The following is a 13,586-nucleotide window of genomic DNA, read 5'->3' as shown; positions in this document are numbered from 1 at the left end:
ATCTCTCTCATAATGCCAAATACCCGCATTCAACAAACAAAATGTTACGCATTTTTGATTGTAGACCCACCAGGCGGCAGCCCAAAATTTAACCATAACCATATTCTTGGTGAGGGTTATGGTAATACACAACGAAATTTACTTTTCAAAGGAATGAATATGCCAAATCAAACCTGCACCATCTGCCAGAAAACCGGACCGGTGCTGATGCCGCTGCGCTACGCCATCGTCCCGGACACTATTACCCAACAGTTACCTGCCTGGGCCACACCGCAGACTGCGTTTCCGGCGCTCAGCGGCTATCACTACGCCCTGCGTACCGTGCGCCAGGGGTTTATCTACGTGTTCTATAACACGGGCGCGTTACCGGAAAATGCCGGATTTGACTGGGAATGCTGGAGCATGGCGGAAAACGGTGACCTTTATTACCATGGAACAACCGGGCTTGGCGCACAGCCGGTGTTTAACCCGCTGCCGTGCGGAAGACCTGTTCATAAGGCTACCAGCCTGGAGCATATGGCGCTCAGCGAAAAGGCGCTGAAATACGACACCTGGGTGGCGTTTTCCCATGCGCCCTGGGAGGCCGAAGCGCTGGATTTATACACCCGCGATGCTGATGCCCGTGCGAAGCGGATGCAGAACATCACGCCCGCCGAGTGGAACAGCCACATCCTGGCCCAGGAGAACGGGCTGGTGCAGGCGAGCGAAGCGGCGCTGAATACGGTGCTGGATTACCAGACCACGCCGCCCATCCTGCTGCGCGATGAAGAGCGACCGACTTACCGGGTGAGTTCGTTCATTGACGGTCAGTACGGCTTTTATCAGGAGAGCGTGAACCCGCACACCACTTTCCATGCATGGAGCCGTCAGCGTGCCGGGCGGGCTGAACGCTCCATGCAGGCGATGCACTCCCGCTGCCAGGCGAGTTCCGGCAAAGCCATATCGCCGCTGATGCTGGCGCTACAGGACCCTGTGGGCATCACCCATGAGCTGGCCCACTGGGGCGACAGTCTGGCGCTGGCGCATCAGTGCTATCTGGATGAGCTGAGCGTGGAGTTTGCGACCTGGCGCAACATTAACGGCGTGAAGAGTCAGGTGAAGCAGATGACCACCGCGCAGCAGGCTGAATATGCAAAAGCGCACGGTGAAGATGATTTACAGCTGCTGTACCGCACGATGGGCGGAACGTACAGCCGCGGGCAGATTAAGCACTTTTATAACGAGGGAAATGCCTGGGCCAGAAATCAGGGCATTGCTTACGACTGGAGCACTTACACCGCAAAGCTGGTCCCGGGAAAACTGGCGCAGTTCACGGATGCCTACGACAGGCTGTGTAAGGAGCTGGATAAACAGACCCGTGCCCTGACGGGGCTACGTATCGACTGGCTGCGGGACAGCCGCTTTATCACCTGCATTCAGGATCACAACAGCAGCCGGGTGGAAGATAACCTCTACTACCGGGAAATCGTCGGCTACGCCGTGGCATCGCTGAATATAGTGCCTGCGGGCCGCCAGCTGATACAAACCTGGATCAACGCTTACAGCACCAAAGACAAAACCAACCTCTTCTAGCGCAGCCTCTTCTTTAACGATCCGGCATTGATGCGGGAGATGTCACCCGTACTGGATGAAATGAACAAGCTGGCAGCAAAGAAAGACCTGCCCGTAAGGGAATCGGACAAACCGGCGATCCTCACTACGGTTAACAGCTTTATGTCAGCGTTTGGCAAATTTGGCGAATCCTGCGACCGGGCGCTGGAGGTGCTGGAACAACAATCTAATAGCGCTAATCAATCGCTGGTGCGGCGTATTCTGGCGTGGGCCGATCGTCGGCTGACGACGTTTGCCAGCGAAGTCTTTAATAAAACCGTGATGGGCAGGAATCTCGATACCGCAAATGAGCTGTTCTACAAATGGCTGTTTGCCAGAGATGCGGGAGTCGAGGAGAAACAGATCCAGGCGTTGCTCAGCAGCCAGATGGATATAGGGCCGCAGGGAGCGACGAAGTTCAGAAGAGAGATGATTGATAAATATATTAATAATCCAAACGGCACTCTGCGTGAAACGATCAGCAATAAATACGCTCATGAATTTCAAAAAATGCTCCGTTCTCCCAAAGGGCGGCGTCATATCGAGGTATCACGCATCAAGCTGCTGGGCGCATTCCTTAATATGTGGGAATTTTCAAACCAGTCAGAAGAAGCGCTGAAAGGCGAAGGCTCCGCCAGCGGCTTTATGTCTGCGGCGCTGTTTACGGCCAGCGCCGGTATCCAGGTTGCCCTGCCCGGTCTGGACATTATGGCAAAGGTCAGCCAGAGCGGAGCAGCCAGCCTTATCGGCAATATGCCGCCACAGGGGGCAAAATTATCGACATGGAAGCTACGGGCAAACTGTTGTGGCAGTTTTGCGGCTGCGCTGGCGGTGGTATCGGATTTGGGGGAGTTGCTGGAAAGTTTTGATAAGCAGGGGGAGGCTCGCTGGAAAGCAGTGTGGCTGACTGGAGCTAAAGTTGCCTCAGATGGTGCGTTTGCGATTCAGAGCAGTGAAGGTTTGCTTGAGTTATTAGGAAAACGGGGAGCTATGGCTGCGCTGACTCAGATTGTTGAAAAAAAATCTCTTTCTCTTGGTTCCAGGTTTTTATTCAGTACTGTATTACGTGGAATTGGAATATTAGCCAGCTGGGAAGTCATGATTTTGATTGCCATAGCCCCCGTTATTATTGCGATTTTCACCGATAACGATCTCCAGGACTGGTGTGAAAAATGCGTCTTTGGCAGTTCATCAGATATAGAAAATCCGCGCGATATGACGGCTAAAGGTAGGACGCAGGTCTGCCAGGAGCAGGAAGAACAACTGGTCAAAGCCTTACATGAAACATTTGGCCTGCCGCTGACGGAAAAATTGCAGCGGGAAGAGGACGAAAAAAAGCTGAAACAACTGAAGGCTGAAGTTCAGGCCTGGCAGCAGATTCATAATTAGGCATAAAGGGCTAAGCGATGACCACACCTTCAGCAGAAGCATTACGCCGGTTTAAACGGGTTGATCTGGAGGAAATTCTGGAGGATGCCCAACAGCGTCTTAGCCGGGAACCGGAAGAGACGTTACAGCAGTGGCGGGATAATATTTTCAGAGAAACCAGGGGATATAGTGATCTGAAAATCCTGAAATCCTATATGGAGAGCAGTTCTTCCCGACTGATTGATAATTTGAAATCCCATGAGGAGTATCTGGCTTCAAATCGGGAGGAGGAATTCAGTGAAAAAGGGATCTTTTATCACAACAGCTATATTGATGATGAAAGTCTTGAGCTTGTTTTTATGGCGAGCGAAATCGACAAATTCCCGCCAATGCCCGTCCTTCCGCCACCGGAACCACTGATAAAAATCAGCGGTGTGATTGAAGAGGTTGAGTTTATCAAGGCCAGAGCCTGGTTTGACGCACAGGCTTATATGACAACCAACGACTTGCAGGCATTTAAAGCGCAACTGGACAGCAAAGGGATGGTGGGAGCTATGCTTACGAACTCATTTTCTGGCAGCGCCGTAAACAACTCCGTATCGTTGCATAAAGTGAATTGTCTTTACACCAAGGGAAAAATCAACGGTAAAATTTTTTCAGGCTGGTTTGGAATGACCAATATCTGCCCCGGTGATTACGTGGAAATGGCGGTGATGCCAAGTAGTGAGGAGTATCTGACATACGCAATTGCGAATCCTGAACAACGAACGCTCTCGCTTACGCCAAAATGTCATTCAAATGGTTGGCTATATTCTCTTCCTATGTCTTTCGTTGGTTCTTTCGGTGTGTTGTTTATCCCTTCTCTTCTGATAGCCCTTTGTGCTGGCATGTCATGGTTACCCTGGTCAATATTTTGGTATGTACTGCTGTCGACGGCATTTGGAATATCTATTTATCGCAATACCAAAAAAGAGCATGGCGTACATTTTGTACTATATCGCCGTATCGCTATAGCCCTAGAGTTGCCGGGAGGCGATAAGTATGACCTTGGAAAGGTGAGCAGGAAAAAGAAAAAAGAAAATGCCTGGATACCACGAAAAGAGGGGGAAATCCCTATGCCACAGGACCAGTGGAATGAATACGCATATGAATATTTTTATTACTACTGAAGCTAACAGCTACCGGTAAGGGACTACGCGATTTGACCTCACCCCCACTATTTCACGCTTACACCCCTCCCCCCTTTTAACCGAGCGGAGGGGTATTTAACCTAGCGCATCACGCGGTCATCAACGTAGGTCCGTTTGTCCGGTGCAGGCGGGAAGTACTGATAGAGCCATGTTTCGCTCACCGCCTCGCCCTGGCAGCGCAGGAACATGCGCATCTCTACCGGATCGGTGGAGTCGTTGGTGGGATACCAGTCGAACTGAATGCGGTAGCCGTCGAACGGCTCCACGTAGAGGATCTCAACCTGCTTCGCCTCGCCGTTTGAAAGAGTGATCACTGGCTCAATGCCTCGTGGTGCGGCCTCTTTGATGTTGCCTCCGGCAAAGTCGATAGCGAAACGACGGGCCCACACCTGCGGATAGTGCTCACCGGGCGCCCATCCTTCCGGGAAGCCGCCCATACCGGTACGGGTTGCCAGCACGCGGGCCAGCGGTGAGCGTACCGGCGGCTGCGCGCTCCAGTAAAGGCGATACTGAAAAGCAAGCTTGTCCCCGGCCTTGACCGGTTTTTCCGGCTGCCAGAAGCAGACGATGTTATCCAGCGTCTCACCAGTGGTGGGGATCTCCATCAGGTTGACGCTTCCCTTGCCCCAGCTGTTACGCGGCTCGACCCACAGGCTTGGGCGCTTGTTGTACCAGCCCATCACGTCCTGATAGTGGGAGAAATCGCGATCCAATTGCAGCAGGCCAAAGCCCTTCGGGTTGCTATCTTCAAAGGCATTAAACTGTAGCTTCTGCGGGTTATTGAGCGGGCGGCAGATCCACTCCCCGTTGCCCCGCCACATCGCCAGCCGATCGGAGTCGTGGATCTGTGGGTGGATGGTATCGCACATGCGCCGCTCGTTGTTGCCGCAGCTGAACATGCTGGTCATCGGCGAGATCCCGAGCTGCTTGATCTCCTTACGGGCGTACAGGTGGTTATCCACCTCCATGATCACCTGGTCCTGCTCGCAGTGGATCACGAACTTATATGCGCCGGTCAGGCTCGGGCTGTCCAGCAGTGCATAGACGGTGAAGGAGGTATCCGACGGCTTAGCCGTTTCAAACCAGAACGAGGTGAAGTCCGGAAACTCCTCCGGGGTGTCGGTAAAGGTGTCGACCGCTACCCCGCGTGCGGAGAGACCGTACTGATAGGTGCTGTCGACGGCGCGGAAGTAGCTAGCGCCCAGGAACGAGACGATATCCCGACGGGCCAGCTCCGGCTTCTTAAAGACGCGGAAACCGGCGAAGCCGAGATCGCTCTGCCCCTCCAGCTGTTTGGTATCAACACCGGCGTCGTGGTAGTTAAACAGCTCCGGGCGGAAGTGGATCTCACGGGCCTGGTGGGTGCCCGAATCCAACGAGAACATGCGTACCCGGCGGCGGAAACCCATCCCCACGTGGAAGAACTGCACGTCAAGCTGGCGTCCCTCAACGTTGTTCCATAGCGACTGCTTTGCATCGTACTGAATGCTGTTGTAGGCCTGCGGCGTCAGGGTAGCCAGCGTCTCGGGCAGCGCACGCGGCGCGCCGCCCCACGGAGTTTGCGCCAGATCGTGTGCCGTCGCCTGCAAGCTGGAGAAATCAAAACGATGGCTCTGGCCATCGGCGATGCCGGGTTCCGCTGCAAAGGCAGCGCGGGAAAAGAGCGAGGCGAGACCTGATGTCCCGCTCGCAGCGGCCAGTATCATAGAAGATTTTAAAAAACGTCTGCGGTTCATGCCTGAGAAAACGTCCTTTTGGTCGTGTGTAAGCGCTCCGCCCGCAAGCGAAACAGCGGCAATAAAAGCACGCCCACTCTAGACAATATCGCCCAGGAATCCAATGAGAGTTTTACACCAATCCGCAGCGTCGCAGGCTGCGCACCTCCGCCGCCTGGTAGAGGGCGAACTCGTCCAGCACGGGACTTCCCAGCGCCTGCTCAAACGCCTCACGGCTGGCATTGCCATGCTGGCGCTGCTGGGTCTCGTTACCGAGATTAGACTGGAAAATGCCCGCCGCGCTGACCGGAAGAAAATCTTCATAGGTGATGGGCTGCGCGACCACCCAGCCACGCTCGATCAACGGCTGCGGATCGTCCCCCGGCCCAAAGGCATGGCGATGGCCCTCCCCGGTGGGCGTCAGGCGGTAGCGGAAATAGGCCAGCCCCTGGCGGCGCAGCAGCAGCTCGCTGTCGGGAAAGGCTTTGAACTTCTCCTGCAGGTGATGCTGGTGGGTCAGATTATCTTTTCCGGTTCCCGCCTCGGCCAGCAGCCGATCGTAAAGCGCCCGTCCTTTCGGCGTCAGGGCCACGCCCCGCTGCTCGATCTCGCCAAAGCGCGCGCTATGCGTTCCCCGGTGCGCCCCGGCAAACAGCACCGGCTCCTCCAGCGCCTTGAAGCTGGTCTGGCGCAGCAGGAGCGGAACCTCCCGCCGCGGCGGCCCTTCAATAAGGATTTTTGGCTCGATACCGTACTCCGGCATCAGGGCCTGCACCTGGTCGATATCCAACGTGCGTGGCGTCAGGTGGTTGATGTGGCAGCCAGGAAAGCATACCACATCGGCAATCAGCCGATGCTCGGCATGCAGGGCATGGTAGGTGTCGTAGTCAACAGTGGCATGCTGGTGCCAGCGAAAGGTCTCCAGCGCCTGCTGGACAAACTCGTGCGCCTGAGCAGCGGTAAATCCGCCCTGCTTCTCAAAACAATCCAGCAGCTCAAGGCAGCGCGGGGTAAAAATCGATCGTTTGGCCAGGATCGCTTTGGCGCGCTGGCGCAGCGACTCGCTCTCAATCAGCTCGGGCCGCAGGAGCGAGGTGAAGACGCGAAACGGGTTGCGGCACAGCGCCTCATCATCAACCGGACGAAAGGCGGTGGAGTGCACCGGCACCCCCGCCTCGGAGAGATCGTAGTAACCCACCGGCTGCATGCCCATAACGGCGAAGATACGCCGCAGGGTGGATAGCTCCAGCGGCGTACCCACGCGGATAGCGCCGTGGCGCTCAACGTTGAGGCGCGCCAGCTCGTCAGCGTTAGCGAGTTTCTCATGTAGCTTAGGGTTATTTTCAAGCACCGCCAGATTGACATCAGCAACCAGCTCTAACAGCGTGCCGTACTGGGGAACTTCCTGCTGGTACATGGCCGACATGGCCTGTGAAAATTCTTCCCGGATCTCATCAGCCGTGATGGTATACGCCATAATCTCATTTCTCCCCTTCATCTACCTGGAGTGTAGAGAAGGTCCTCACCCGGCGCGGGAAATAATTACAAAATGTGATCAGGGCAAAGAGTGTAAATCTAAGTTACATAACAAATAATTATACATACATTAAGCAGAAAGCCGCAGATGGCTGGGGAAAGCGGTTAAATGTTAATAATATTTTGCTAGCAAGTTATCAAATTTAGATAACTTTTCTTGTCAGCGATTGCGCTCTGTTTTTAACATTGGCTATGGAAAAAAATGGCCTTTTCAGTCAGCGCATTCGCTTGCGCCACTTACATACCTTTGTCGCCGTCGCTCAACAGGGAACGCTGGGGCGTGCGGCTGAAACGCTTAACCTTAGTCAGCCTGCGCTGTCGAAAACCCTTAACGAGCTGGAGCAGCTGACCGGCACCCGGCTGTTCGATCGTGGGCGGATGGGCGCACACCTGACCGTGGTGGGCGAACAGTTCCTGACCCATGCGGTGCGGGTGCTGGACGCGCTGAATACTGCCGGTCAGGCGCTCTACCATAAAGAGGGCGTGAACAGTGACGTGGTGCGCGTCGGTGCGCTGCCTACCGCCGCGCTGGGTATTATGCCCCCAGCGATTGGCGAATTTCATCGCCACCTGCCGCACATTACGCTTCAGGTGGCCACGATGAACAATCCCATGCTGTTGGCTGGGTTGAAGACCGGCGAGCTGGATATCGGTATCGGCCGCATGTCGGACCCGGAGATGATGAGCGGCCTGAACTACGAGCTGCTGTTTCTGGAATCCCTGAAGCTGGTGGTTCATCCTAATCACCCTCTGCTCAAGGATACGGTGACGCTCAGCCGGGTGATGGAGTGGCCGGTCGTCGTCGCCCCGCAGGGCACCGCGCCGCGCCAGCATACCGAGGCGCTGCTCTCCAGTCAGGGTTGCACGCTCCCCTCCGGCTGCATCGAAACCCTGTCGGCCTCCCTCTCCCGCCAGCTTACCGTCGAGTACAACTACGTCTGGTTTGTTCCTTCTGGGGCGGTAAAGGACGATCTCAAACAGGGAGCGCTAACGGCTTTGCCGATCCCGGCCCAGGGGGCGGGCGAGCCGATCGGCATCATTACCCGTATCGATGCCCCGCTCTCAACGGGGGCGCAAACCCTCCTGGGTGCCATCCGGAAATCGATGCCGTTTTAACGCAGCGTGCGCTTAAGCGCTCTTCCGGCGGCCGTTGTTGCGCAAATGGTAAACATAACGTTAATTGTGTGATAAAACCGCGTTATTGATTATGGGTGCAGCAACCCACCGTCTGGAAGCGTTCATGAAATTTAAATCTGCCATCAAGCCTTACCACGCCGCTGCCGGCGGGCTTGGCTCTCTGGAAGCGACTACCCGCTTCGTCATCGACAGCAAAAATGCCCTGAAGAATATGCGCAACCTGTTGCGCATGAACAAGGCCCGGGGCTTTGACTGTCCCGGCTGTGCCTGGGGCGACGACAACAAAAGCACCTTCAGCTTCTGCGAAAACGGGGCCAAGGCCGTGACCTGGGAGGCGACCCGCCGCCAGGTAGACGCCGACTTCTTTGCCAAACACACCGTTAACGCCCTTAACCAGCAGTCGGACTATTTCCTCGAGTACCAGGGACGCCTGACGGAGCCGCTGAGCTATAACCCCTCAACCGATCGCTATGAGCCGATTAGCTGGAACGCCGTCTGGGCTATGATTGCGCAACATATTCAGGCGATGGATAACCCCGACCAGATGGAGCTCTACACCTCCGGGCGTGCCAGCAACGAAGCAGCCTATATTTATCAGCTATTTGGCCGCATGGTTGGGACCAATAATTTTCCCGACTGCTCTAACATGTGCCATGAGGCCAGCGGTGCCGGGCTGAAGCGCAGTATTGGAGTGGGCAAAGGCACAATCCACCTGAATGATTTTGACCTGGCCGACGCAATCTTTGTCTTTGGTCAGAACCCAGGTACCAACCATCCCCGCATGCTCCACAGCCTGCGCCACGCCGCCGATCGCGGTGCCAGCATCGTGACGTTTAATACCCTGCGCGAGCGTGGGTTGGAACGGTTTGCCGATCCGCAGAAGCCGCTGGAGGTGATCACCCCAATGGCGGGCACTATCAGCTCCTCTTACTATCAGCCTAACCTTGGCGGCGATATGGCAGCGGTGCGCGGCATAGCGAAAGCGCTACTGGAGACGCAGCGCCAGCGGCAGGCTGACGGCCAGCCCGGTATTTTCGACGAGGCGTTCATTGCGGAGCATACCCAGGGCCTTGAGGCATGGTTTGCGCAAATCGATGCAACTCCGTGGGCAACGTTGGTTGAGCAGTCTGGCCTGACGGAGCAGCAGCTGCGCGAAGCGGCGGGCATCTGGCAGAGCGCTGAGCGGGTGATCTGCACCTGGGCGATGGGGATTACCCAGCACAAACACTCTCTCGATACCGTACGGGAGATTACCAACCTGCAGCTGCTCGGCGGCCATCTCGGTAAACCCGGCGCGGGACTTTGTCCGGTGCGCGGCCACAGCAACGTGCAGGGTAACCGCACGGTGGGAATTGATGAAAAACCCCCTGCCGCGCTGCTGGATAGCCTCGCCCGTCACTTTAACTTCGAGCCACCGCGCAGGCCGGGCCACCACACCGTTGATGCCATCAATGCTATGCTACGGGACGAGGTTAAGGTGCTGATCGCCCTCGGTGGCAACCTGGCCGCTGCCGCGCCGGATACGCCGCGCACCTGCGAAGCGCTGCGCCGCTGCGGGCTGACGGTCTACATCAGCACCAAGCTCAACCGTAGCCATCTGATGCCGGGTAAAGCCTCGCTGATCCTGCCGACGCTGGGACGCACGGAAGAGGATATGCAGGCCAGCGGTCGGCAGTTTATTACCGTGGAAGACTCCTTCAGCATGGTCCACGCTTCCGAAGGGATCGGCAAACCGCTGGCGGACACCCAGCGTTCAGAGACGGCGATTATCGCCAATATCGCCCACGCTACACTCGGTGATGCCGCCGTTAACTGGCTGGCGCTGGCGAATGACTATAGCCTGATCCGCGATCATATCGCTGCCACCCTCCCCGGCTTCGCCGACTTCAACGCCCGCTGCGATCTGCCGGGTGGATTCTGGCTGGGCAACGCCGCCGCCGCGCTGACGTTTAATACGCCATCCGGCAAGGCGGAGTTTAGCGCCGCGCCGCTGCCGGTTTCCGTGCGCGAGGACGCGCCGTTTATTCTGCAAACCCTGCGCTCTCACGATCAGTACAATACCACCATCTACGGTCTGGACGACCGCTACCGTGGCGTTTACGGCCAGCGTGAAGTGCTGTTTATGCATGCCGACGATATCAAGGCGCTGGGTTTACAGGATGGCGATCGGGTGGATATCACCACCGAAGCCGATGACGGCATTGTACGTCAGGTGAAAGATTTCAAGCTGGTGGCCTATGCCATCCCACGCGGCAACCTTGCGGCCTACTACCCGGAGACAAACCCGCTGGTTCCGCTCTCCCGCATTGGCGAAGGGACAGGCACTCCGACCTCAAAATCGATCCCGGTCCGCGTGACCAGGGCCCAGGCCGAGCCAACGCTGCGCATCGCTTAACCCCTAATTTCCTCTCCTGACGCCCGTCTTTGTGACGGGCTTTTTGTTTGCCGCCCACAAAACGTGCGAAATTATTTTTTAACAATTGCGTAAAACAATTTAACAGATCTATCATGTCGCACAATTCACCATATGGTTCATAAAATTTTATTATGGTGAAGAACTGAACCCATTTTACAAGGCAAAACCTGTTCAAATTACCTTTTTGGTTCACGTGCGTGAGCCAGGGAGGTCTTTTAGGAGAGTGACATGGCAACTGGCAACACGCCGCGCGGGATCGGTCGTATCCTGAAGTGGCTTCTGGTCGGGCTGATGATCATCATCGGTCTGGCTATTGGTATTCCCGGCATCAAACTCGTCTCGCTGGGAGGTAGTTTCTACTTCCTGGTGATGGGCGTAGTGATGCTGATCTCTGCACTGTTAATCATCAAAAACCGCACCAGCGGCATCGTGCTCTACGCACTGGCGTTTATCGCCTCGGCCATTTGGGCCGTCAGCGACGCAGGCTGGGATTTCTGGCCGCTCTTCTCGCGGCTCTTTACCTTCGGCGTGCTGGCTTTCCTCGCCGCCCTGCTCTGGCCGTTCCTGACCGCTTCAGAGAACAAAAAGCCTGCCTTTGGCGTGGCGGCCGTAATTGCCCTCGCGCTGCTGGTCAGCGCGGGCTGGATGTTTAAGCCGCAGACGCTGGTCACCGCCAACGAAGAGGTGCCGGTGCAGCCGGTGGCGAAAGGTAGCCAACAGACCGACTGGAAGCACTGGGGTAATACCACCCACGGCGACCGCTTTGCTGCCCTCGATCAGATTAACAAGCAGAACGTGAACCAGCTGGAAGTGGCGTGGGTAGCGCACACCGGCGATATCCCGCAGAGCAACGGCTCTGGCGCGGAGGATCAGAACACGCCGCTGCAGATCGGCGACACCCTGTTCGTCTGTACGCCGTACAGCAAGGTGCTGGCGCTGGACGTTGACTCCGGGAAAGAGAAGTGGCGCTATGACAGCAAAGCCACTGCGCCAAACTGGCAGCGCTGCCGTGGCCTCGGCTATTACGAAGATGCTCAGGCCGCGGCCGTTCCTGCTGCGCAGCCTGCTGCCTGTCCGCGTCGTCTCTTCCTGCCAACTACCGATGCGCGCCTGATTGCGATCAATGCCGATAACGGCCAGCCGTGCGCGGACTTTGGCGACAACGGCTCGGTCGATCTCAGCGTCGGCATGGGTGAAGTGAAGCCTGGCTACTATCAGCAGACCTCCACGCCGCTGGTAGCCGGTAACGTCGTCGTTGTCGGTGGCCGCGTGGCGGATAACTACTCCACGGGCGAACCGCCGGGCGTGGTGCGTGCCTATGACGTGCATACCGGCAAACTGGCGTGGGCGTGGGATCCGGGTAACCCGGCGATCACCGGCCTGCCGCCGGAAGGTCAGACCTACACCCGTGGGACGCCTAACGTCTGGTCAGCGATGTCTTATGACGCCAAATTGAACCTGGTCTATCTGCCAACCGGCAACGCCACCCCGGACTTCTTCGCCGGAGAGCGTACCGCGCTGGATGACAAGTACAGCTCATCCATTGTGGCCGTCGACGCCACCACCGGTCAGGTGCGCTGGCACTACCAGACCACCCACCACGATCTGTGGGACTTTGACCTGCCCGCGCAGCCGCTGCTCTACGATCTGCCCGATGGCAAAGGCGGCACGACGCCGGTGCTGGTTCAGACCAGCAAGCAGGGCATGATCTTCATGCTCAACCGTGAAACCGGCGAGCCGGTGGCGAAGGTTGAAGAGCGTCCGGTTCCGGCTGGCAACGTGGAGGGCGAGCGTTACTCTCCGACCCAGCCTTACTCCGTTGGCATGCCGATGATTGGCAACCAGACGCTGACTGAATCGGATATGTGGGGCGCCACCCCTATCGACCTGCTGATCTGCCGTATCGAATTTAAAGCGATGCGTCATGAAGGCGTCTTCACCCCGCCGGGCCTCGACCGCTCCCTGCAGTTCCCGGGATCGCTTGGTGGCATGAACTGGGGCAGCGTCTCGGTCGATCCGAATAACGGCCTGATGTTTGTTAACGATATGCGTCTGGGCCTGGCAAACTACATGGTGCCGCGTGCGAAGGTAGCGAAAAACGCCAGCGGCATCGAGATGGGGATCGTACCGATGGAGGGGACACCGTATGGCGCGATGCGCGAGCGCTTCCTCTCTCCGTTGGGTATTCCGTGCCAGAAGCCGCCGTTTGGTACCATGTCCGCAGTGGATCTGAAGTCCGGCAAGCTGGTGTGGCAGGTTCCGGTGGGTACGGTACAGGATACCGGCCCGCTGGGGATCCGCATGCACATGCCGATTCCGATCGGTATGCCGACCCTGGGCGCGTCCCTCTCGACCCAGTCCGGCCTGCTTTTCTTTGCCGGTACCCAGGATTTTTATCTGCGCGCGTTTGATACCGCGACGGGGAACGAGATCTGGAAGGCGCGTCTGCCGGTAGGCAGCCAGTCCGGTCCGATGACCTACGTGTCACCGAAAACCGGTAAGCAGTATATTGTGATCAACGCAGGGGGCGCACGTCAGTCTCCGGATCGCGGGGATTACATCATTGCCTACGCGCTGCCTGACAGCAAGTAAGCGATAAAAAAGGGGGGCCTCGCGGCCCCCAAAGGTTGGTGA

At 57.0% G+C, this 13,586-nt stretch carries 8 protein-coding genes; 6 read left to right on the top strand and 2 right to left on the bottom strand.

Annotated features, from left to right (window positions below; translation table 11 throughout):
• Window positions 1-159 precede the first annotated feature (159 nt).
• Genes RTM13_RS02545 through RTM13_RS02535 form a run of 3 tightly spaced genes read left to right on the top strand, consistent with a single transcriptional unit; the run spans window position 160 to window position 4,127 of the window.
• Window positions 160-1,572 (top strand): T6SS effector BTH_I2691 family protein, encoded by a 1,413-nt coding sequence (locus RTM13_RS02545; protein WP_312209837.1) that lies wholly within the window; start codon window positions 160-162, stop codon window positions 1,570-1,572.
• A gap of 39 nt (window positions 1,573-1,611) precedes the next feature.
• Window positions 1,612-2,979 (top strand): hypothetical protein, encoded by a 1,368-nt coding sequence (locus tag RTM13_RS02540; RefSeq protein ID WP_312209835.1) that lies wholly within the window; start codon window positions 1,612-1,614, stop codon window positions 2,977-2,979.
• Window positions 2,980-2,996: 17 nt separating this feature from the next.
• Window positions 2,997-4,127: a putative type VI secretion system effector gene (locus tag RTM13_RS02535; RefSeq protein ID WP_312209833.1), complete on the top strand. Its 1,131-nt coding sequence runs from the start codon at window positions 2,997-2,999 to the stop codon at window positions 4,125-4,127.
• Between the two features lie 101 nt (window positions 4,128-4,228).
• Here RTM13_RS02535 and RTM13_RS02530 read toward each other — a convergent pair whose 3' ends face one another.
• Window positions 4,229-5,884 (bottom strand): glucan biosynthesis protein, encoded by a 1,656-nt coding sequence (locus RTM13_RS02530; RefSeq protein ID WP_312209832.1) that lies wholly within the window; start codon window positions 5,882-5,884, stop codon window positions 4,229-4,231.
• A gap of 112 nt (window positions 5,885-5,996) precedes the next feature.
• On the bottom strand, window positions 5,997-7,340 hold the full coding sequence (locus tag RTM13_RS02525) for a VOC family protein (protein WP_312209830.1): 1,344 nt from the start codon (window positions 7,338-7,340) through the stop codon (window positions 5,997-5,999).
• A gap of 251 nt (window positions 7,341-7,591) precedes the next feature.
• On the opposite strand from RTM13_RS02525, the gene RTM13_RS02520 reads away from it, so the two are divergent.
• The 3 genes from RTM13_RS02520 (at window position 7,592) to RTM13_RS02510 (ending at window position 13,544) form a co-directional block, all read left to right on the top strand.
• Window positions 7,592-8,515 (top strand): LysR substrate-binding domain-containing protein, encoded by a 924-nt coding sequence (locus RTM13_RS02520; RefSeq protein ID WP_312209828.1) that lies wholly within the window; start codon window positions 7,592-7,594, stop codon window positions 8,513-8,515.
• Between the two features lie 124 nt (window positions 8,516-8,639).
• A complete protein-coding gene (locus RTM13_RS02515; RefSeq protein WP_312209826.1) occupies window positions 8,640-10,931 on the top strand; it encodes an FdhF/YdeP family oxidoreductase in 2,292 nt (763 codons plus the stop codon).
• Between the two features lie 249 nt (window positions 10,932-11,180).
• Window positions 11,181-13,544: a glucose/quinate/shikimate family membrane-bound PQQ-dependent dehydrogenase gene (locus tag RTM13_RS02510; RefSeq protein WP_312209824.1), complete on the top strand. Its 2,364-nt coding sequence runs from the start codon at window positions 11,181-11,183 to the stop codon at window positions 13,542-13,544.
• The last annotated feature ends 42 nt before the right edge of the window (window positions 13,545-13,586 follow it).

The sequence above is a fragment of the Pseudescherichia sp. genome, from assembly GCF_031979925.1.
GTDB lineage: Bacteria > Pseudomonadota > Gammaproteobacteria > Enterobacterales > Enterobacteriaceae > Pseudescherichia.
The sequence above is the reverse complement of the archived record's forward strand: the minus strand, read 5'-3'. Positions and strand labels throughout refer to the sequence as shown.